Raw genomic sequence first — 21,416 nt, forward strand, 5'->3', positions numbered from 1 at the left:
GAGTACATCGAGGTCTTCTACAACCGCCAGCGGCGGCACTCTTCGCTGGGCTACGTCAGTCCAGTGGATTTTGAGCTTGCGGCCTTACCGCAGAAGTTGGCATCTTAACCCTACTGTCCACGTAACCGGGGCAAGCCCAGATGCTCTTCACGTGCGCCAAGTCGGCCCACGAGCAACTGGCGCGCTTCTTCGAGCGGGCCGCGGTGAAGGGGCTGCTCTTCACCTCGCTGTGCACCAACGAGCTGTCGGCCCGGCTCCACCTGGGCGTCATTGAGTGCGCCAGCGAGGCGGAGCTCTCGGCCCACCTCGAGCGCGCGGTGAGCACCTTCCTGCGCGCCTACCGCCCCTCCGCGCGCGGGTAGCAGGAGGCGGGCCGGCCGGGGGCTCACGCGTGCAGGGGCGGCTGCGCGCGGGCGGGGAGGAGTGGGCCGCCACCACGCCGGACACGCTCATCGCCCGCGCCGCGGTCGAGTCCATCCTCAACCGCGCGTAGGCCAGGGACTCACCGGGGGCACGGGCGCGGGCCCGGCCCCTGCTCCCGTCTACTTCTTCGCCGTGCCCTTCTTCTTGCCCTTCGCGTCCGCCTTGCCCTGCTTCTGGAGCTCGAGGACGTAGTGGGTGAGCGCCCAGCGATCCTGCTCGGTGAGGTGGGCGAAGGACACCATCGTGCTCCCCGGAATGCCGGTGGAGAGCGTCTTGAAGATCTCCTCCGGCTTGTTGCCCTTCTTGAAGGCCTCGGTCACGAAGTTGCGCGGCTTGGGCACCAGATACATGCCCGCCGGACCGTTCCCCTCGCCCTTCTCTCCGTGGCAGGACTGGCAATAAGAGGTGAACGCGGTCTTGCCCTTCGCGAGCAGCTCCGGCGTGGCCTTGGGCGTCTCGGCCGCCATGGCCGAGCCCGACACCACGACCGACAACATCAGTCCCATCCACTTCGTGCTCATGAGTTCCTCCCGGGTGCTGGATACGACGGGCTCACGCCTTCTTCTTGCCGGTGAGCTTGTGGTTGCTGATGGGCAGGGTGCGGATGCGCGTGCCCGTGGCGGCGAACAGGGCGTTCGTCACGGCCGGGGCGATGGGCGGCGTGCCGGGCTCTCCCACTCCACCCGGGGCCTCGCCGCTCTCGACGATCTCCACGGCGATCTCCGGCATCTCGTGGGGCGCCAGCATCGAGTAGTCGTGGAAGTTGCTCTGCTCGACGCGCCCGTTGCGCAGGGTGATCTGCCCGCGCAGCGCGGCGGACAGGCCGTAGACGACTCCGCTCTCCATCTGGGCGGCGATGGTGTCGGGGTTGACGTACCGGCCACAATCCACCGCGACCCACACCTTGTGCACGGCGGGCTGGCCCTCCGCGGAGACCGACACCTCGGCCACCTCGGCGACGATGCTCCCGAAGCTCTCGGCGATGGCGATGCCGCGGAACCGGCCCTCCGCCGGCGGAGTCTCCCAGTTCGCCATCCGGGCCACGGTGTCGAGCACCTTCACGAAGCGCGGGTGCGACTTCTCGAGCAGGGCCCGGCGGTACTTGTACGGGTCCTGCTTCGCCGCGTGCGCCAGCTCGTCGATGAAGCTCTCCACGTAGAAGGCGTTGTGGGAGGCACCCACCGAGCGCCAGAAGCCCACCGGCACGCCCGTGTCGACGGCGACGGTCTGGACGTGCAGGTTCGGGCACTCGTACTTCATGTCGGCCAGGCCCTCGATCGTCGTCATGTCGATGCCGCTCTTGGGCAGCCCGCCGAACATCGTCCAGCGCTGCATGATGGAGGGGCTGGCGATGCTCGCCGTGAGGGCCAGGGGCAGCCCGTCCTCACCAAGCCCGGCCCGCATCTTCACGAAGCTGGCCGGCCGGTAGAAGTCGTGCTGCACGTCCTCCTCGCGCGACCAGATGAGCTTGACAGGCTTGCCCACGGCCTTCGAGGCCTCGACGGCCTGGAGCACCATGTCGTTCTCCGCCCGCCGGCCGAAGCCACCGCCGAGGTAGGTGGTGTGAACGACGATCTTCTCCTGGGGCACCTTCGTCGCCTGCGAGACGAGGAGCCTGGTGAGGGTATGGGACTGCGTTCCCACCCAGAGCTCGATTCCCTCCGGCCGGACGTGCGCCGTGGCGTTGAGGGGCTCCATCGGCGTGTGGGCCAGGAAGGGCGTCGAGTACTCGGCCTCGAGCTTCACCTTCGCCGTGCCCAGGGCCTTGGTGGCCTCGCCCTTCGTGGCCGCCACGGGGTTCTTCTTGCCGCCGGCCGCGGTGCGCAGCTTCTTCTCGATGTCCTTCGAGGACAGTCCGGCCGTGGCGCCCTTCGTCCACCGGGGCTCGAGGCCCAGGACGACCGTCTTCGCCGTGAACCAGCTGTCCGCGACGGCGACGATGCCACCGGTCACCTTCACCAGCGACGTGCCCGCGGGCATGCCCTTGGCCAGTTCCTCGAAGTTCGCGCACTCCCCGCCGAAGACGGGCGAGTGGCGCACCGCCCCGTAGCGCATCTCCGGCACGACGACGTCGATGCCGAAGAGCGGCTTGCCCGACACCTTGGCGGGCGTGTCCAGCCGCTTCACCGGCTTGCCCACGAGCTTGTACTCGGAGGGCGCCTTGAGCTTCGGCTCCTTCGGGATGGCGCTGACGGGCAGCGCGGCGGCGGCGGCGGTCAGCTCCCCGTAACCCGCCTTGCGGCCGGTCGCCGCGTGGACGATCTGGCCCTGCTCGGCGCGGCAGCTCTCCGCGGGCACGCCCCACTGCTGGGCGGCGGCGGCGATCAGCATGTGGCGGGCGGTGGCTCCGATGCGCTGGAGGATCTCCCAGGTGGTGCGCACGCTCGTGCTGCCACCGGTGACCTCGAAGGGAGCACCGGTGTAGTTGAACTCGGCATCCGAGGGCGCGGGCTCGACGCGAATCCTGCTCCAGTCGGCCTCGAGCTCCTCGGCGATGAGCATGGGCATGGACGTGAAGATGCCCTGACCCATCTCGCTCTTGGCGACGTAGATGGTGATGAGCCCATCGGGGGCGATGCGCAACCACGTGTTGAGCCGTGCCTCCTGGGAGGCCTTGCCCTCGGGGGTGCCCGTGGCGGCGAACGCCTCGGAGCGGCGCATCGGGTTGGCGGGAAGGTGGAAGCCGAGCACGAGCCCCGCGAACGCCGCGGCGCCCGACTGCACGAAGGAGCGGCGGGAGAGCCCCACCGGGTTGTTCGTCTCCTGATCGGTCTTCATGTTCAGGCCTTCTCCTCGGAGTTGAGCTCGATGGCGAGCTTCACGGCCTTGCGGATGCGGCCGTAGGTACCGCAGCGGCACAGGTTCGTCATGGCGGCCGAGATGTCGGCGTCGGTGGGCTGGGCCTTGGCCTTGAGCATGGCGGCGCAGGCCATGATCTGCCCGGACTGGCAGTAGCCGCACTGGGGCGCATCGGCCTCGATCCAGGCGCGCTGCACGGGGTGGCTGTTGTCGGAGCTGAGGCCCTCGATCGTCGTCACCTCACCGCTCACCGCCGCCACGGGCATCAGACAGCTGCGCACCGCGGCGCCGTTGATGTGCACGGTGCACGCACCGCACAGGCCCTGGCCACAGCCGAACTTCGTCCCGGGCAGCCCGAGCTTCTCGCGGAGCACCCACAGCAGCGGCGTCCCGGGCTCCGCCTCGATCGTCACGTCCTTGCCATTCACCTTCAGAGTCTGCGCCATGCGGCCTCCCTCCAGACGCGAGGCGAAGGCCTCGTCCGAAGTGTGCAATCCCCAACGAGGAATATCGGGGAACGGGGCACGGGCCAATGTTCTTCGACAGAGGAGCCGCGCCCTCTCGCTGGCGGTATGAGGAAAGACCCTACACCCGGTATGAGCGAGCAGCCGGCCGAGTCAGGAGAAGGCGTTTGGACTCCCGCTGCCGTTCTCCGGTAACGCATGACATCCGCGGTGCTGGAGGTGCCGGACCTTCTTGCAGGACACTCTGGGAGTCCAGGCAAGGAGGACGGAATGAAGCACGTGATGCGAGTGGTCTCCCTGACGGCCCTGCTCCTCGGGGCCGCGAGCGCGGTCGCAGCGGAGGGGCAGCCCGAGGAGGCCGATACCCGGAGCGAGGCACAGAAGGTGGAGGACGCGCTCCAGGAGGCCTGGGACAACGCGGCCCTCGAGGCGCTGAGGGCCAGCACGGCGGCGGCTCCGGCCACGCCGGCCCGGGAGGAGCCCAGGGCCACCGGCCCCTCCGCGCCCGTGCCCGCCAACGAGTACACCGAGGCGCAGGCGATGGAGCTGCTGCGCACCGGTGAGCCGGAGACGGTCAGCTGGGTGCTCGGCCCGCCCATCCAGGTCCGCGGGTGCTGGTACTTCGCCACCAGCGTGCCCATCTCGTCCCGGTATGGGCCGCCCTACTACCACGTGTCCATTCATCGCATCCCCTCACGGCACTGCGTGGCGGACGTGATGCTGCTCGGCTCGTCGTACGCGGGGGGCGGCCTGATGACGAACAAGGAGAGCGAGGGCATCGCCCTCTCCTACCCGTCGAAGCAGACCCCGAGTGGCTCGGCGCTCGTGCACGTGCGGCTGCTCGCGGTGGACCCCAGGACGCTGACGGTCTCCCGGAGCGGCTTCCTCGGCACGTACCTCGGGAGCACCTACGCCTCCAGCATGCACTTCGAGGGCAACCGCCTCCTCGTGGAGACCAACCGCTACACGGCCACCTTCCCGCGCTTCCTCACCAGCGAGGAGCCGCCCATCGGGGTCATCTTCCCGTAGCGGGTGTCAGCCGTTGGGACCATGAGCCATCCCCCTCTGCCGGACACGCGGACGATCCTCGCGGACCTCAACGACTGGTACTCGCGGCTACCCGTGCAGCGGGCCGAGCCGCTCACCGGGCCCACGCGCGAAGCCGACGCGCTCCTGCATGGCCGCAGGCACTACGATGACGAGACGTTGTTCCTCTACGGCTACACCGTGGGCACACGCGAGCACTGCTTCTTCTACGACACGCCATGGGACGAGCGGACCCGCGTGCCGCGCCCTGGCGCCCTGGAGTGGTACGACGGGCTCGACATGCCCCGCCCCTTCCGGGTGCGCTACAGCGTCTCCCATCCCGACCGGCACGAGATCCTCGATCCCCGTCTCGGGGAGATGATGAAGCGCCCCTTGCACCGGGTGGGCACACGCCCCGCCGTCGCGGACCCGCTCACCGCGAGCGCCAGGGAGGTGCTCGGCCAGATCGAGCTCTGGGACGAGCGGCTGCCCTTGCTGCGGCGCGGCCAATTCCTCACGCCCATGAATGCACGGGGGGTGTCTGACTGGCTGCCGGCCCGGGCCCGGTTCGGGGACGTGGTGGGTACGGGAGACGCCGCGTATGTCTCGTATGAGTTCGAGGCGGGTCCCATCCGGTATGTGTTCGCGGTGAATCTCACCCACCCGTTCTCGCGGATGACTCCGAGCAACCATTGGCCGCAGGCGTCACGAGCGGAACGCCGGGCCCATCTCCGGGAGATCCGCGAGAAGGAGCAGGGCTTGAGAGCGCTCGCGGGAGCGCGGGACGTAGACGTGCGGTTCAACCCCGAGGACCCGGGGCAGCATTCGCTCGCCGCGGTCGACTCGTACATGAAGACCTACCAACTCGAGCCCCTCGCGTTTCCACGGAGCGACGCGCGGTAGATTCGCACCGCGTCACGGCCGGACACCGCTCCGGCCTCTCCCCCACCCTCCGGGGCGAAACAACGGTCTCCACTGGACACTCCGCGGGTGGGCTGCCCGGGAGTCGACGTTGGGAACTCGCGGGTGCCCTCCGGGACAGGCCACGCGTTGGATACTGGCGCGCGGGGGTGCTCCACATGCGGATCCCGTCTCCGGCCAGCGGGCCGTCTCCCGCTCATCACGAGGTGCTGCGCGGGGGCGGCGAGATGGGCGCCCTCATGCGCGCGCTGGACTGGTCCACCACGGCCGTGGGGCCCGTGGAGACGTGGCCGCAGAGCCTTCGCACCGTCCTCTCCATCCTGCTCACCAGCCGGCACCCCATCTTCCTCTGGTGGGGCCAGGAGCTCGTCCAGTTCTACAACGATGCCTACCGGCCCATCCTCGGCGCCACCAAGCACCCCCGGGCGCTCGGGCAGCGCGGGCGCGAGTGCTGGACGGAGATCTGGGACGTCATCGCCCCCATGATCCAATCCGTCATGGAGCGCGGCGAGTCCACCTTCATCCAGGATGGGCTGCTGTGCCTCGACCGCAACGGCTACCTGGAGGAGGCCTACTTCACCTACGCCTACTCCCCCATCAAGGACGAGTCCGGTGGCACCGGCGGTGTCTTCGTCGCCTGCACGGAGAGCACCGAGCGCATCCTCGGGGAGCGGCGCCTCCACATGCTGCGCGAGCTGAACGAGGCCACCAGCGAGCTCCAGAGCGCGGAAGAGGTGTGCCGCAAGGCCAGCGGTGTCCTCGCCTCCAACCCCCACGACATTCCCTTCGCCCTGCTCTACCTGACGGACGCCCGGAGCCAGACGCCGCGGCTGGTGGGCACGGTGGGCCTGGAGCCCGGTGGCGCCGCCGCGCCCTCCACGCTCGAGCCCGGTGACGTCCACGCGCCCTGGCCCCGGGTCCGCGGCGAGGCCGTCCTCCTGGAGTCCCTTCCCTTCTCCCTGGGCCCGCTTCCGGGAGGCCCCTGGCCGGAGGCGGCCTCCTCGGCCCTGGTGCTCCCCCTGTCCGCGCCAGGCCAGGACGCCCCCGCGGGGCTGCTGGTCGCGGGCATCAGCCCTCGCAAGGCGCTGGACGCGAAGTACCGCGGCTTCCTCGAGCTGACCGCCACGCACATCGCCAACGCCATCACCAACGCCCGCGCCTACGAGTACGAGCGGCAACGCGCCGAGGCGCTCGCCGCGCTGGACCAGGCCAAGACGGACTTCTTCTCCAACGTCAGCCACGAGTTCCGCACGCCCCTCACGCTGCTGCTGGGGCCCGCCGAGGACTGCCTCGCCGACTCCGAGCAGCCCCTGCCTCCCCGCCAGCGCGAGCGCCTGGAGGTCATCCATCGCAACGCGCAACGCCTGCTGCGGCTCGTCAACACGCTCCTGGACTTCTCCCGCATCGAGTCCGGGCGCATGCGGGCCCACTTCCGCCCCACCGATCTGGCCGCGCTGACGGCGGAGCTCGCCAGCTCCTTCCGCTCGGCCATCGAGCGCGCCGGCATGCGGCTCGAGGTGGACTGCCCTCCGCTTCCCGAGCCCGTCTACGTGGACCGCGAGATGTGGGAGCAGATCGTCCTCAACCTCCTGTCCAACGCCTACAAGTTCACCTTCGAGGGGACCCTCCGCCTCGCGCTCGAATCCGAGGGGGCGCACGTGCGGCTGTCGGTGACGGACACGGGCACGGGCATCCCCTCCCGCGAGCTGCCGCACGTGTTCGACCGCTTCTACCGGGTCCAGGGCGCGAGGGGCCGCACGCACGAGGGCAGTGGCATCGGGCTCGCGCTGGTGAAGGAGCTCGTCCGGCTGCATGGCGGGTGCGTGGAGGCCCGGAGCCGGGAGGGCCAGGGCAGCACCTTCACGGTGTCGCTCCCCCGGGGCTCGGCGCACCTGCCCGTGGAGCACGTGCGGGCGGAGGCACCGCTCGCCTCCACGCGGCGGGGAGCCACGGCCTTCCTGATGGAGGCCGCGCAGTGGGACACGCGCTCCGAGCCTCCGCAACAGGTGTCCCCCACGCGCCTGCTGCTGGCGGACGACAACGCGGACATGCGCGCCTATGTCCAGCGGCTCCTCGGAGACCGGTGGACGGTGCAGGCCGTGTCCAACGGGACGGAGGCCCTCGCGGCGATTCACGAGCAGGCGCCCGACCTCGTGGTGTGTGACGTGATGATGCCGGGGCTGGACGGCTTCGGCGTGCTGCGAGCGGTGCGCGCCCACCCGCTCACCGCGTCCATTCCCGTCATCCTCCTGTCGGCGCGCGCGGGCGAGGAGGCGGCCATCGAGGCCCTGCAGGCGGGAGCGAACGACTACCTGGTGAAGCCCTTCTCGGCGCGGGAGCTCGTGTCCCGGGTGCAGGCGCGGCTGGAGATCGCCCGGGCCCATGCCGAGGCCCGCACCCGGCTCCACACGCAGCTCATGCAGGCGCCCGTACCGGTGGCCATCTATTCCGGCCCCGAGCTGGTGTTCGAGCTGGCCAACCCGCGCTACCTGGAGATGCTGGGCCGCCGGGAGGACCCGGTGGGCAGACCCGTCCGGTCCGTCTTCCCCGAGCTGCCGCACGACGCGCCCGTCTTCCGGATGTTGGAGGAGGTGTACGCGAGCGGCCGGGCCTTCACGGCGGACGAGTACCGCATCCCCTTCGACCGGCGTGGGGACGGCGTGCCCGAGGACGTGTACTTCCAGCTCACGTGCCAGCCCATGCGTGACGGCAAGGGCGGTGTCGAGGGCATCATGGTGGTGGCCACGGACGTGACGGTGCAGGTGCTCGCGCGCACCCGGGCGCAGGAGGACGGCCGGCGCAAGGACGAGTTCCTCGCCATGCTGGCCCACGAGCTGCGCAATCCCCTGGCCGCCCTGAGCACCGCCCTGGAGGTGATGAAGCTCTCCCACGGCGACGCGGCGCGGGCGGCCCGCCTCCGGGAGCTGTGCAACCACCAGGTGGACTGCCTGGTTCGCATGGTGGATGACCTGCTGGACGTGTCGCGGATCACCCGGGGGAAGGTGGAGCTGCGCAAGCAGGAGGTGGACCTGCGCGCCATCGTCCAGGACACGCTCGAGACGCTCCGGTCCCGGCTCGAGGAGCGGGGACACGAGCTGAGCGTGACGTTCGCTCCGGGCGGCTTCCGGCTGGAGGCGGACGCCACGCGGCTGGAGCAGGTGCTCTCCAACCTCGTCTCCAACGCCATCAAGTACACCGAGCCGGGAGGCAGCATCTCCCTGCGCATGGCGCGCGAGGAGGTGGAGGGCGCCCCCTGGGCGGTGCTCCGGGTGCGGGACACCGGGCGGGGCATTCCCCGGGACATGCTGGAGCGGGTGTTCGAGCTGTTCGTCCAGGTGGACGCGTCGATCGACCGTTCCGCCGGAGGGCTCGGGCTGGGCCTGACGTTGGTGAAGCGGCTGGTGGAGATGCACGGGGGCACCGTCCACGCGCACAGCGAGGGGCCCGGCAAGGGCAGTGAGTTCGTCGTCCGCCTCCCGTTGTCGCGCGAGGTGCCCCGGCCCACCCGGATGCCTTGTGCGCTTGCGCGTCCGCCCCCCACGCTCCAGCCGAGACTGCGGGTGCTGGTGGTGGAGGACCGCGCGCCCGTGCGAGAGACGTTGAGGGTGCTGCTCCAGGGCATGGGGCACGAGGTGGAGGTCGCCACCGATGGAGTGGAGGGAGTCACCCGGATCCTGGAGCTCCGGCCGGACGTGGCGCTGGTGGATGTGGGGTTGCCCGGCCTGGATGGCCACGAGCTGGCCCGGCGGGTCCGCGCCTCCACCCACGGGGCGTCCCTCTACCTGGTCGCGCTCACCGGCTATGGCGGCCCCGAGGCCCGGGCCAAGGCCCTGGAGGCCGGCTTCGACCTGCATCTCGTCAAACCCTTGCGCGAGAGCGATCTGCTCCGTGTCCTCGAGGGCCCTCGCCCGAGCGGCGAAGGCCAGGGGCTCCCGCACTGAGCAACCCTGGAAACCGTCGAGCTCAGCCCACGCGGCTGCCGGGCGCCGTGCCGAGACGTTGCCGGACCAGCGAGGCGTGCTCGGCCAGCCCGTTGTCCCGCAGCCGATCCGCCGCCCATGACACCGCCGCCGGCCACGAGGCCACGATGGAGTGCGGCACGACCGAGGGCTTGATGCGGTGGATGATCGTCCGGGTGACCAGCGCCAGGGTCGGCGAGTTGATGAGCGCCACGATCCCCATCGACCACTGGCGCATCGGCACGGCCTGCTCTCGCAGGAAGTTCCACTGCTGCTCGCGCTGCTCGGAGGTGAGCGCCTGGAGCTGGCGGAAGTCCACCAGGGCCACGTGCCGCTCTCCCCGCCTCAGGTAGGACAGGACGCGCTCGAGCAGCTCCGCCTGCTGCTGATGGGTGATCACGCGTGGAAACGTCACCCGCACCAGCGGCCAGAGCGAATCATCCACGACGATAGAAGAAGCCGGCGGAGCCATGCGAGGAAGTCAAGCGCTTGCCCTGCGTTCTATCATGCCCGCTCGGAAAAGCAGCGGGCACCGCCGTCCCAGGCCGAAGCCCGGGAGTACGGTGCCCGCGAGCAGCGAGCCCCACGGAGTCAGGAACGGACCCGGGGGACTGCCGACTTCTCAGTAGAGGTAGCTCAGCGCGGTCTTGTCGGAGCTGCTCCACTCACCGGACTCGGTCGAGCGGAAGCAGGAGTTCATGATCGACCCGCCCACCCGGGCGTCGGTCGGCGTGCCGGGGATGTGGATGGCGCCCACGTTGGAGGCGCCCTCGTTGGTGGCGGAACCGCCGCAGCTGATGGAGCGGTCGTAGTAGTCCGAGTGACGGAAACCGATGCAGTGGCCCAGCTCGTGGGTGATGACGTGCTCGCTCACGTCATCGCTGTAGTTCTGCAGACCGACACCGATGTTGATGGTGCCGTAGGGCTTTCCGCCCGAGGGGAAGCCGGCCGAGCCGCCGGTGCCGCTCGCGGTCCGCGCGTTGATGGTCGCGCTGCAGTCGGAGAACGAGCCCCGCACCAGGGTGAACTGGAGGTTCTGGCTGTTGTAGTTGTCGATGGCCAGATCGAGACCCGCGCTGAGGCGGCTGTAGCTGTTGAACTGGGAGGTGGGGACGACGCAGATCTTCGTCACGCTGCTGCTGACGAGGTTGGTCGTCCGGTACTGCTCCGCGCCCTTGACGGGCTGGAGCATCTCGCGGGAAGCCTCGAGGGTCACGTGAGCGTCGCGCCCCACGTACACGGCATCCTCGACGACCATGATGTCGTCCGCCGGGAAGCCCGCCTCGACCAGGTTGGAGATGATCTCCTGGTTCTCCATCTGCGGATCGACACCGCAGCCAACGAGGGCAACACCGGCCAGCAACGCCATGGAAAGCTTGCGCATGAGGGGGGCTTCCTTTTCGAGGCACGACAGGGGTTTGATGCTCCACTTTCCAAGAAAGCAACCCTCGGGCCACTCCCGGACACACCGGAAATCAAGGACTTGGCCGACAAGGCCTGGTAAACCCTGGAGCACGGTCATCCCGCCCTGGTGGGAATTCCTGTAAAGGGCCCTGACATTTCCAGGTGAATCGCCCGTGGACTCAAGGGGTTGTGCGCACCGTGCCCAGGGTGTCCGAATCCCGGACACGCTGCCCACGAATCGGACAGTGGGTGCCCACCCCGGGCGCCACCGCCACTCCGGTTCAGCAGGAGCCGCAGTCCAGGCGACAGCTCCCGGCCGTCATCCCGCTCCCGCAGTGCTCCGTCACCTGGCACACCCCGTCCCCGCAGCTGTAGAGGTCCTCCTGCCGCACGCGCGTGGTGATGGCCGGGTAGGTGACTCCATTCCAGGTGCATGAGGTGTAGAAGGGGCTGGACGCCTCGCGGGTGCAGAGGTCCTCGCACCGGCCCACGTAGACCAGGGGGGCGCACCCCGGGAGCGTGCTTCCCAGGGCACAGGCCCGCGAGCTGCTCTGGACGCTGCTCAGCGAGAGCCCGTCATTGCCCACGAAGAGGACCGGCTCGCTCTGGAACAGGTTGCCGAAGAAGCAGCCCTCCCGGAGGGCATGGCTCTGCAACTCCTCGGCGGTGTAGGGGGTGGGCTGCCCCGTGGCATCCAATCCCAGCACGGAGATGGAGACATGCTGGCCATAGGGATTCACATGCGCGGCCAGGCACGCGGAGACAATCCGCAGCTCCGCCGTCGTCACCGGCTGGCCGCTCGCCCAATCCGGCGCCAGCCCCAGAACACCACTCCAGGTGTACGGGGTGTTCGTTTCCGGGTTCGTGAAGGTGCGGCTCTCTCCCGCGGGGACCGCGCATTGCACCATGTACTTCATCAACATGTCGTGGCGTGTCACGTCCTGATTGAACCAGGCGCGGAAGTCAGGCGTGTTCAGGCCACTGGTGTCGAGACCATTGAGGTTGGTGCCGTTGAGATTGGTGCCATTGAGATTGGTGCCGTTGAGCTCGATCCCGTTGAGCTCGATTCCATTGAACTCGATCCCATTGACAGTCAGGACTGGCCGGGCTTCGGTCTCGAGGGACAGGGACTCCTCGGAGAGGGCCGCGTCCGGTGCGCAGCCCGAGGCGCCTGCCAGCAGGAGTACGGAAGCGAGGGCCCCCGGCGCCATCCACCGTGACTTCATTCCGCTCGAGGAACCGCGAGTTGGCAGGTCGTGCATGTTTGCGCTCTCCCATGAATGAACGGCGCCTGGATGATGGCAAACACACATATTCAGCGGATGACATTGAAGCAGGCTCTGTCCTTCCCTGGACAGAGCCCGCCCTCCCCGGTGGGCTCAATTCAACGTCCCGCACTCGGCGATCCGCTGCACCCGGAGCGCGGCCAGCCGCTCCAGCGGCTCCGCCGCCTCCGGGCCCTCGAGCACCGCCACCGCGCGGGCAATCGCATCCAGGGTGGACATGCCGGACGGGTGCGTGGGCTCGCGGAGCCGGAGCAACCCGGGCTCGGGCGGCGGCAGTACCAGCCGGGGGAGCGTGCGCAGCACGGGCAGCCGCTGCGTCATCCGCCGCGCCTGGGACCAGCTCGCGTCCAGCACCACCAGTTGCCTCGGCACGGGGGCGTCCGGCGGCGCGGGGGGCCCATCGGGGTAGAGCAGCCAGGTGCCGGGCTCGGAGAGCAGCACGGTGTCCAGGGACTCGTCCTGGGCACCATGGATGAGCAGCCTGGAGTTCGCGAGCGCCAGCGCCGCCACCCGCCCGGTGTTGCTCTTCTTCCACGTCTCCACCACGTGCTGGACGAGCAGGAAGCGGGTGCGCGTCTCCACCCGGGGAATCTCGGCACACAGGCACAGGTGCGGCGGCAGGTTGCAGCGGGGACAGCGGGGCCGGTGGGAGTCGCGGGAAGACATCCTCCGGCATCCTGTTCCGCCGGCCCCGGGAAGAGAAGTGCTCGTTTCCGCTTCCCCCGGGGGCTGGCGGCCACCTCGGAGGGCAGGCGCCGCGCTCAGTTCATGTCCCAGCGCGCGGCGATCTCCTCGCACGCCAGCTGCACGTCCCCCAGCCGCCGCTGCCGGGCCTTGGGGGCCACGAACACCTTGCCGGCGAACACGTCGAAGACTCGCACCAGCCGGTGGTCCACCTCGCCCTGCTGCTTCAGGTTCTGCTCGGCGAAGAGCTGGAGCACCGTGGCGATGTACTGCCCGGACGTCTCGTCCAGCGGCGTGTGCTTGGAGAAGTAGAGCTTCAGCAGCCCCGAGCGCATCACCCCGTGGCGATCCACGCTGCGCAGGAGGAGCTCTGGCCGCACGTTGATGGCCACTCCCGACAGCGCCAGCGGCGGCAGCCCCTCGTCCGCGGGACTGGCCACCGCGTGGGTCAGCGCCAGCTCGCCCGAGGCCTTGAGGAAGTGCTGGATGGCCTCGACGCACAGCGCCAGCCGGTGGGCATCGAAGTCCGACTCGGGCTCCGCGTGGAGCAGCCGGTGCTGGTGGTAGCGCAGGATGGTCTCGTCCCGGCCGTTGCACAGGAACTCGACGATGGCCTGCGACGCCTCCGGGTAACGCAGGTACTTGGGATCACACGGGTGCTTCTGGGCGTGGATGATGCGCTTGCGCAGCGCCGGACGCGCGGTGAGGTACTGGCCCAGCTTGTTGACCGAGACGCACGGATTCTCACGGAGATCAGCCACGAAAGACCCTTCCTTGCCGGTGTTGGCCATGAAGCAACACTACCGGGTGGGTCTGACATGTCCGGCCAGCGCGAGCCCCCCGGTACACCCCCCTTGCCTCAGAGGGGAAATGAGGTGGGATACCCACCTCCCCGGGTCACTTGCGACGAGCGGCTACGCGCCGTCCTTCCGTTCCGCGCCGCGAGGTGACGCCACCGGAGGCGCGCCCTACCGCACCCGCTCGATGAGGTACTTGCGTCCCTTGATGCGGCCATCGCGCAGCCGCTGGAGCGCCACGCGCGCGATGTGCTTGGAGACGGCGACGTAGGCGTGATGGTCGTGGATTTCGATCTTCCCGATGTCGGTGGCGGCCAGCCCGCCGGCCTCGCCCGTCAGGGCTCCGAGGATGTCGCCCGGCCGCATCTTGTCCTTGCGTCCGGCGGAGATGTAGAGCGTCTCCCAGGCCGCCGCGAGCGACTCCCCACCCCGCGAGTCCGCCGGGGGCAGCGTCTCCACTCTCGCGAGCTCCAGCTTCACCCCGGTGGCCTGCTCGATGGCCTCCACCTTGCGCTCGTCCTGAGGGGTGGCGAGAGCGATGGCCAGTCCCCTCCTCCCGGCGCGTCCCGTACGGCCGATGCGGTGCACGTAGGGCTCGGGCTGTGAGGGCAGATCGAAGTTGACCACCGCGTCGAGCGCCTCGACGTCGATGCCGCGGCCCGCCACGTCCGTCGCGATGAGCACCCGGGTGCTGCGGTTGCGGAACTTCGCCATCACGTCGTCCCGCTCGCGCTGCTCCATGTCTCCCTGGAGCCCATCCGCCCCCACCCCGGCCGCGCGCAGCGCCCGCGTCAGCTCGACGACCGTTGCCTTGAGGTTGCAGAACACGATGGCCGAGGCCGGCTGGTGGTGCCGCAGGATGCGCAGCAGCAGCGCCGTCTTCTCCTCGGGCGCGCAGCCGTAGCGGAGCTGTTGGATGTCGGGCGCCGCCTCGGTGGCCTCGGCGATCGTCACGCGCGTGGGCTGCTTCTGGAAGGCGCGGCTCAGCGCCTCGATGTCCGGGGGGAACGTCGCCGAGAAGAGCACCGTCTGCCGTGTGGGGGGCGTCTGGCCGAGGATGCGCTCCATGTCCTCCCGGAAGCCCATGTCGAGCATCCGGTCGGCCTCGTCGAGCACCACGGTGGCCAGCTGCCGCGTCTCGAGCGACTCGCGCTGGAGCAGGTCCAGGATGCGGCCCGGAGTGCCCACGGCGACGTGGGCCCCCTTCTCGAGCGCGTTCACCTGGGGCCGGACGGGCTGGCCTCCCGCGAGCACGAGGACCTGGAGCCCGGGCAATCTCCGGCCCAACCGGCGCACCTCTCCGGCCACCTGGGCACACAGCTCGCGCGTCGGGCAGAGCACGAGCGCCTGGAGCCGCCGGTCCTGGAGCCGGATCTTCTGCAACAGCGGAAGCGCGAAGGCCGCCGTCTTCCCGCTCCCCGTCTTCGCCTGGCCCACGAGATCCCGGCCCTGCAACAGCACCGGAATGCTCTGGGCCTGGATGGGGGTGACGGTCTGGAAGTCCAGCTCCTCGAGGACCTGCAGCAGCGGCGGGGAGAGCGGGAGCGCGGAGAAGTTCATCGGACGGCTCTAGCTCAATCCTCCGGAACCGTCTCGATGTGAAGCGCCTCGCGCGCGAAGCGGCTCATGCGCTCCATCAGCGGCTTCATGACCTCGAGCGGGTGCCGGCCGGACAGGTCCGCCGCCATCTCCAGCTTCTCCTTGCAGCGCAGGTCGAGGCACAGGTTCACGCCCACCCGGCGCTTCGAGTTCACGTCCGTGGTGAGCATGCCGATCTCGTCCGCCGTGCCGTAGGAGTGGCACCAGTCGCACATGCACGAGCCCGGTCCCCCGCCCTGCGAGTCCCGGCGGAAGGCGATGCCCACGGGCAGCCGGCTGCCCCGCGAGGGGAGGAGCAGGAACACCCGCGTCCCCGCCGGCTCGGTCCACGCCAGGTAGTCGCGGACGAAGAGCGGGAACTTCAGGCCCGCGGGAAGCTCGAGCGTCTTGCGATCCCTCGGGCGGAATGCTTGCAGCAGATCCTTCTCAGTCTCGATGCGGAACATCGTCATCTCCTCGTGCTGCCCCAGATCCATCCAGGGGCCACCCCGTGCACTCCCTTCATAAGGGCTTCAGCGCGGCGGGTGCACGCTTCCAGTGTGCGCGGGCGCTCGTCAGGTTGACCGGTGGGCAATGAAAGGCCCGGCCCCTCGAAGGAGGAGCCGGGCGGACAGCGTGGAGCCGGGCGGGGTCCCGCGAAGAAAGACTTTGTGAGACATTCAGCGGCCACGCATAGACAGACAGGAGAGTCTTTTCGTGTCTGTGTTCTCGCCGAGACAGCCGTGGGGGCACCCACAGGCGCCCGCCCTCAGAAGTCCTCGGGCTTGGGGGCCGCGAAGTTGACGGCGAAGGGATCGAACTTCTCCTCCTGCCGCTTCTTCTTCTCGGCCGGCTCCTTCAGGTACGGATCGATCTTCACCCGGAGGTTGAACACCTTCGGGTTCTTCTTCGTCTCTTCCCGAGGCTGTCCGAACTGCTGGGACTTGTTGGTGGAGTCGCTCATGGGTCCGGATTCTACCGCACGGCACGTCCCGCCGCCGCCGCTACCGTGAGCTGGGAAAAAAACACCAACACAGGGCAACATCCCACCTGGTGGACGGCTGGGGCCGATTCCTCCGGATGGAACCACCGTGTTAGGAGTCGGAATACCCCCACCTCCAGGTGATCCACATGCCCTCGACCCCCGAGTGGTTCATCGCTCAACTCAAAGCAGACATCCAGTCACTCGGCGTCCACGGCGGAGTGCTCACCCCGTCCGTCTATGACACCGCCCAGGTGCTCCGCTACGCGCCGCCCGAGGATCCCCGCCCGGCCGTCGGGTGGTTGATGCGCCAGCAGCGCCCGGATGGCGGGTGGGGCTCGGAGCGGATGCCCCTGGCGCGGCACATCCCCACGCTCGCGGCCGTGCTGGCCCTGCGCGGCGCCAGTGACACGCCGGAGAGCCGCCGGGCCGTGGAAGGAGGCATCGAGTTCTTCCGCCGCAACGTGGAGGCGTGGGCCTTCGAGGGCCCTCCGCCGGATGACATCCCCGTGGCCGCCGAGCTCATCCTCCCGCGGTTGATGGAGGAGGCCGCCGCGGTGGGCATCACCCTGCCCCACCAGCCCTTCCAGTCCCTGAGCGCGCTGGGCACCCGGCGGCGGGGGCTGATCGCCCGGATGAAGCACCGGGCCGGCACCGCGCCCATCCACTCCTTCGAGGCCTGGGGCACCACGCCCGACATGAACGTGCTCGACGGATCCCAGGGCGTGGGCAACAGCCCGGCGGCGACCGCGCACTGGCTGCGTCTGCGCCGGGCCACCCTGGCCGGCTCCCGGGAAGTGCCCGAGGAGGTGCGCGGAGCGGAGGCGTTCCTCCGGGCCTCCGCGGAGGCCACCGGGACGGGCGTGCCGGGTGTGGTGCCCACCGTGTGGCCCATCGTGCACTACGAGCAGTCCTGGAGCCTGCTGGCCCTGTTCTCCACGGGCCTGCTGGAGCACCCGGCCCTGCGCGACGTCGTGCGCCCCCAGCTCGACGCCCTGCACCGGGCGGTGCGCCCGGAGGGCTACGGCATGAGCGAGTTCTTCGTCTGTGACGGAGACATCACCTCCACCTGCCTCGCCATGCTGAAGGAGTCCGGCTACGCCGTGGACGGCGCCCTGCTGCGGCGCTACCAGCTCCCGGACGGGCAGTTCATCACCTACGCGCACGAGATGCAGCCCTCGGTGACGACGACCGCTCATGGCGTGATGGCGCTGGCCATCCTCGGCCAGGACGTGTCGCGGCAGGTGCGCTGGCTGGCCGAGAAGCGCGGCGCCGATGGCTTGTGGCGCATGGACAAGTGGCACGCCTCCTGGCTCTACAGCACCTCCCAGGTGATGCTCGCGCTGTGCCACGCCGGGGCCACCGACATGGTCCGGCCCGCGGTGGAGGCCCTGCTCCAGGCCCAGCACGCCGAGGGGGGATGGGGCATGTCGTCCACGCCCTCGCTCCTGGAGACGGCCTACGCCGTCAATGCCCTGCGCGCCCTGCGGGGCCACGGCCTCTTCGGGCCCGAGGTGAAGCGCGCCCTCCAGCGGGCCGCCCGGTGGATGGGGGCCCAGAAGGAGCTGCCCCCGGAGCAGCAGGAGATGATCTGGACGGGCAAGGAGCTCTACCGGCCCTTCCGCCTGGATCGCATCTTCGAGCGCAGCGCCATGCTCGCGCTGGAGCTCGACCGGGACAGCCTGGCGGAGTGAGCCGGCCGGAGGGCCCGCGCTACGAGCGCGGGCCTTCCTGCTGCTGCCAGCCGTAACCCACGACGATGCTGGACACCTGCTCCGCCACGCTCCGCACCCGGGCGAGCACGTCGTCCGAGGCGCGCAGCTGGTTCATCGTCTGATCCATGCCCTTGGACAGATCGTTCACGGCCTCGAAGATCTGCGCGATGCCCACGTCCTGCTGGCTCACGGCGACGGTGATCTGCCGCACCGAGGAGGCATTCTCCCGGACGATGCCGGAGAGCTGCTGCACCTGGGTGCTGAAGTCGCGGATCTGCCGCAGGCTCACCTCGACGCGATCCGAGCCCTGATCCATCAGGTTCATGGTGGAGAGGATGGCGTTGCTGATGTCCTGGAGGATGTCGGTGATGTCACGCGTGGCCTTGATGGACTGATCGGCCAGCGTGCGGATCTCGCGGGCCACCACGCCAAAGCCCTTGCCGGCCTCGCCGGAGCGCACCGCCTCGATGGCGGCGTTGAGCGCGAGCATGTTGGAGCGGTCCGCCAGCCCCTTCACCAGGGTGGTGATGTGGGCGATCTGCCGGGCCCGCTCGTCGAGGGCGCGGATGCCCGTGGCCATCTCGCGCACCTGGGAGCCGATCTCCTGCATGCCCTCCAACCCCTCCTTGAGGGCGGTGTCACCCGCGGCGGTGATCTGATCCGCCCGCTCCGTCTGCTTGAGGATGGCGTCCGCCTTCTGCGAGGCGAGCACGGAGGTGTGTTTGATCTCCTGCGCCGTGACCTGGGTCTCCTGGAGGGCGGAGGCCTGCTGCGTCAGCACCTCCGTCTGCCGGCTCGTGGACTGCCCGAGCTGCTCCGCCGAGTCGCGGAGGGCCTGGGCGGAGGACTGCAGCGACTGGGCGAAGGTCTTGAGCTGCGCGAAGACGCGCGCGGTGGTGGCGGAGAGATCGCCCACCTCGTCGGTGGAGACCCACTCCGGCATCCGGGGCCTGCCCTGCACCAGCCCCTCCAGGGTGAGCTGCACGCTCCGGGTGCCCTCCGTCTGCCGCCGGGCCAGGAACCAGGCCGCCAGCGCGGCGCTGATCAGCAGGTAGGCACCCACCAGGACCATGGGCAGCACCGAGCTGTCCAGGAGCATCTGGATGACCTGACGCACCAGGGGCGCCACCTCGGCCGGGCTCACCGTGTCCAGCCGGCTCATCAGCAGCTCATGGGCGTCATACGCCTGCCGGCCGATGATGGTGCCGATGGACGCCAGGGTGCAGGCCACGAAGATGGCGAACGCGTACGGCAGGTACCAGGACTGCCGCGGCCAGAGGAAGCCATGGCCCTGGGGCATCCGCCCGGGGTTCTTGTAGAACTCCGCGAGCGCGTAGGGCTGGAGGATCTTCTCGAACCAGACCCGCTCCTGCAGCGTCAGCAGCGCCACCAGCAACCAGATGGTCCCGATGGCCCACGGAATGGTCCAGAGGCTCTTGCCGTGCCGCACCACGGACAGGCCCACGAAGAGCCCCGAGGAGATCATCGTGGTGACGAGCGTGGTGGCGTCGATCACCCCCGGCACCTTGAGGATGCGCGCCAGCCGCGCCCCAGAGGGCTCTCCCGGCACCACCTTCAGCGCATTGCGCACGGACAGGTAGATGACGAGGTACGGAACGGCGACCCCCATCACCGGGACCATGAACGGGAGGAACACCTTCGACACGTCGATCGCCTGCGCCCCATCCAGCCCGGAGATGAGGATCATCAGGTACACCAGGGGCGGTGTCCCGAACATCGTGTAGATCTGCTGCGTGATGACCATCCGGCGGACGATCGGGCCGGTGTCGTACGACAGAGAGCTGCTGGAGGCGCTGGCTTGCACGGGCGCAGCATACGAGGCTCCGTACAGACAGTGAACAGCCTGGGGGGACCGGGGAACAGCTCGCAGCCATCCCGGTTGGAACTTTCGAGTCCCAATGACAGGGAGGCATCCAGACAGGCGCCTCCCTCCCTCCCGTGAGGCGGGGAAGTGTTCGCCCTGGCAACGGTTACGATGGCTCCGCGCCATGCCCATGACCCGTGCCCGCCTGCCGCTCCTGTCGCTGCTCGCCCTTCTCCTGCCCCTGGGAGCCCGTGCCTTCTCGGTACCGGACCATGAGGCGATGACGCGGGCCTCCGTGGACGCGGTGCTCGCGGCGGGACAGCATCCCGGGCTCGCGGCGCACCGGGACGCCATCGTGGAGGGCAGCCGGGCGGAGGACCTGAACCTCCACGTCAAGTGGACGGGCTACCACCACTTCTTCCACCCGGGCATGTCGCTGGACTCCGGATTCCGCAAGGACTCGGGGACGCGCGTGCGCGTGCTGTGGGCCGAGGCCGAGGAGGCCGCGAGCCACGGAGACATGGCCCGGGCCTTCGATCGCGTCGGCCACCTGGTGCACCACATCCAGGACATGGCCGTGCCTCTGCACGTGGTGCCGGTGATGCACGGGCTGTCGGATCGCTTCGAGCAGCACGCCGCCAGACAGGCCGTCATCCAGGAGGGGCGGGAGCTCGCGCCGCTCTCCGGGGAGGACGCCCAGCTGGCGCTGGCCCGCGAGACGCTGGAGGTGGTGCGCACGGGCTCGCTGCCCGTGGAGGGAGGCGCCATCCCCTGGAGCGCGTTCTGGTCCGAGCCCGGCACCCATGCGCCGGGGGCCTTCGGCGTCTATGGCGCGGTGGGCAACGCCTTCGACTCGAAGGAGGTGCGCTGGCGGGGGCGGACGTGGAAGGTGGAGCCCTCGGCGTACGACGACTTCGTGGACGCGCGGGTGGAGTCGGCCGTGGCCTACTCCCGCGCCTTCCTCGCCTACGCGGCGCAGCGGCTCACCACCCTGGCCGAGTTGCGCGAGCAGGCCGCGAAGCCCCGGTGGCAGCCCGCGCCCGTGCTCGGCCTGGAGGTGCTGGGAGGCGCCGTCACCACGCTGCGCGGCGCCGCTCCGGTGGCGGGCCTGCGCGCCCTGTTCCCGCTGCCCCATGCCCTGGGACTCTCGGTCGGCTTCGCGCGCGCCCTGGCCCATCCGCTCGTGGGAGGAAGCGGAGCGAGTGCCTGGTCGCTCTCCGTACTCACGCCCCCGCTGCTGACGGCGCGGCTCGGCTACGCGCGCGGGTTGGATCTGCGCGCCTCGGTGGGCGCGGGGATGTGCTCCCAGGCGGGCCAGCTCCACCCGGAACTGCCCGTGGGCCTGCGGCTCCACACCCTGCTCAGCCGGCGCGTCTCCCTCAGCGCCGAGGCGCAGTACCGCGCGTTCGCGCCCCACACGTCCCCCTGGGCCCAGGGCGTCACCTTCACGCTCGGTACTGGCTTCACCTGGGGCGATAACTAGGGCCTGAAATAATGAGCGTTGTCCGGGTTCCCGCCGTGGGATACCAGTTCCCGGGTCCGGCTTCGTCCTC

General features: G+C 69.7%; 19 protein-coding genes. 7 read left to right on the top strand and 12 right to left on the bottom strand.

All coding sequences use genetic code 11. The annotated features are described in order from the left end of the window. Both VFZ09_RS28805 and VFZ09_RS28810 read left to right on the top strand, forming a co-directional pair. Positions 1-108: IS3 family transposase (locus tag VFZ09_RS28805; RefSeq protein ID WP_329730923.1), on the top strand; the 108-nt coding region annotated here is incomplete at its 5' end. 32 nt (positions 109-140) lie between these two features. Further along, positions 141-362 carry a TetR/AcrR family transcriptional regulator C-terminal domain-containing protein gene (locus VFZ09_RS28810; RefSeq protein ID WP_329730901.1) on the top strand — a complete coding sequence of 74 codons (222 nt, stop codon included), beginning with the start codon at positions 141-143 and terminating at the stop codon, positions 360-362. Between the two features lie 180 nt (positions 363-542). Here the strand turns inward: VFZ09_RS28810 and VFZ09_RS28815 are convergent, their stop codons facing one another. Genes VFZ09_RS28815 through VFZ09_RS28825 form a run of 3 tightly spaced genes read right to left on the bottom strand, consistent with a single transcriptional unit; the run spans position 543 to position 3,668 of the window. Next, positions 543-944, bottom strand: coding sequence for a cytochrome c (locus tag VFZ09_RS28815; protein WP_329730902.1), 402 nt, complete (start codon positions 942-944; stop codon positions 543-545). 31 nt (positions 945-975) lie between these two features. Continuing rightward, a complete protein-coding gene (locus VFZ09_RS28820; RefSeq protein ID WP_329730903.1) occupies positions 976-3,201 on the bottom strand; it encodes a xanthine dehydrogenase family protein molybdopterin-binding subunit in 2,226 nt (741 codons plus the stop codon). Positions 3,202-3,203: 2 nt separating this feature from the next. Continuing rightward, complete coding sequence (locus tag VFZ09_RS28825) at positions 3,204-3,668, bottom strand: (2Fe-2S)-binding protein (protein WP_329730904.1); 465 nt, start codon at positions 3,666-3,668, stop codon at positions 3,204-3,206. A 288-nt stretch (positions 3,669-3,956) separates the two neighbouring features. Here VFZ09_RS28825 and VFZ09_RS28830 point away from each other — a divergent pair, with 288 nt between their 5' ends. From VFZ09_RS28830 to VFZ09_RS28840, 3 genes are all read left to right on the top strand, one after another. Next, a complete protein-coding gene (locus VFZ09_RS28830; RefSeq protein WP_329730905.1) occupies positions 3,957-4,715 on the top strand; it encodes a hypothetical protein in 759 nt (252 codons plus the stop codon). A gap of 21 nt (positions 4,716-4,736) precedes the next feature. Continuing rightward, a complete protein-coding gene (locus VFZ09_RS28835) occupies positions 4,737-5,615 on the top strand; it encodes a hypothetical protein (RefSeq protein ID WP_329730906.1) in 879 nt (292 codons plus the stop codon). A gap of 176 nt (positions 5,616-5,791) precedes the next feature. After that, positions 5,792-9,574: an ATP-binding protein gene (locus tag VFZ09_RS28840; RefSeq protein ID WP_329730907.1), complete on the top strand. Its 3,783-nt coding sequence runs from the start codon at positions 5,792-5,794 to the stop codon at positions 9,572-9,574. 22 nt (positions 9,575-9,596) lie between these two features. Here VFZ09_RS28840 and VFZ09_RS28845 read toward each other — a convergent pair whose 3' ends face one another. From VFZ09_RS28845 to VFZ09_RS28880, 8 genes are all read right to left on the bottom strand, one after another. Beyond that, a complete protein-coding gene (locus VFZ09_RS28845) occupies positions 9,597-10,064 on the bottom strand; it encodes a hypothetical protein (protein ID WP_329730908.1) in 468 nt (155 codons plus the stop codon). Positions 10,065-10,214: 150 nt separating this feature from the next. Beyond that, positions 10,215-10,976: a zinc-dependent metalloprotease gene (locus tag VFZ09_RS28850; RefSeq protein ID WP_329730909.1), complete on the bottom strand. Its 762-nt coding sequence runs from the start codon at positions 10,974-10,976 to the stop codon at positions 10,215-10,217. 301 nt (positions 10,977-11,277) lie between these two features. Beyond that, entirely contained in the window at positions 11,278-12,222 is a 945-nt protein-coding gene (locus VFZ09_RS28855) for a pentapeptide repeat-containing protein (protein WP_329730910.1), read from the bottom strand. A 153-nt stretch (positions 12,223-12,375) separates the two neighbouring features. Next, positions 12,376-12,948, bottom strand: coding sequence for a tRNA-uridine aminocarboxypropyltransferase (locus tag VFZ09_RS28860; RefSeq protein WP_329730911.1), 573 nt, complete (start codon positions 12,946-12,948; stop codon positions 12,376-12,378). Positions 12,949-13,043: 95 nt separating this feature from the next. Then, positions 13,044-13,727 carry a hypothetical protein gene (locus VFZ09_RS28865; RefSeq protein WP_329730912.1) on the bottom strand — a complete coding sequence of 228 codons (684 nt, stop codon included), beginning with the start codon at positions 13,725-13,727 and terminating at the stop codon, positions 13,044-13,046. Positions 13,728-13,934: 207 nt separating this feature from the next. Beyond that, positions 13,935-15,323: an ATP-dependent RNA helicase DbpA gene (gene dbpA / locus VFZ09_RS28870; protein ID WP_329730913.1), complete on the bottom strand. Its 1,389-nt coding sequence runs from the start codon at positions 15,321-15,323 to the stop codon at positions 13,935-13,937. A gap of 14 nt (positions 15,324-15,337) precedes the next feature. Continuing rightward, the gene (locus VFZ09_RS28875) at positions 15,338-15,808 is read right to left on the bottom strand and encodes an FBP domain-containing protein (RefSeq protein ID WP_329730924.1); all 471 of its coding nucleotides are present in this window, start codon (positions 15,806-15,808) and stop codon (positions 15,338-15,340) included. A gap of 302 nt (positions 15,809-16,110) precedes the next feature. Further along, positions 16,111-16,305 carry a hypothetical protein gene (locus tag VFZ09_RS28880; RefSeq protein ID WP_329730914.1) on the bottom strand — a complete coding sequence of 65 codons (195 nt, stop codon included), beginning with the start codon at positions 16,303-16,305 and terminating at the stop codon, positions 16,111-16,113. Between the two features lie 167 nt (positions 16,306-16,472). On the opposite strand from VFZ09_RS28880, the gene VFZ09_RS28885 reads away from it, so the two are divergent. Further along, positions 16,473-18,017, top strand: a complete 1,545-nt coding sequence (locus VFZ09_RS28885) for a hypothetical protein (protein ID WP_329730915.1) — start codon at positions 16,473-16,475, stop codon at positions 18,015-18,017. A gap of 19 nt (positions 18,018-18,036) precedes the next feature. On the opposite strand, the gene VFZ09_RS28890 is transcribed toward VFZ09_RS28885, so the two are convergent. Then, positions 18,037-19,863, bottom strand: a complete 1,827-nt coding sequence (locus tag VFZ09_RS28890) for a methyl-accepting chemotaxis protein (protein ID WP_329730916.1) — start codon at positions 19,861-19,863, stop codon at positions 18,037-18,039. A 184-nt stretch (positions 19,864-20,047) separates the two neighbouring features. On the opposite strand from VFZ09_RS28890, the gene VFZ09_RS28895 reads away from it, so the two are divergent. Then, a complete protein-coding gene (locus VFZ09_RS28895) occupies positions 20,048-21,346 on the top strand; it encodes a hypothetical protein (protein WP_329730917.1) in 1,299 nt (432 codons plus the stop codon). The last annotated feature ends 70 nt before the right edge of the window (positions 21,347-21,416 follow it).

Source organism: Archangium sp. (assembly GCF_036277355.1).
Classification (GTDB): domain Bacteria; phylum Myxococcota; class Myxococcia; order Myxococcales; family Myxococcaceae; genus Archangium.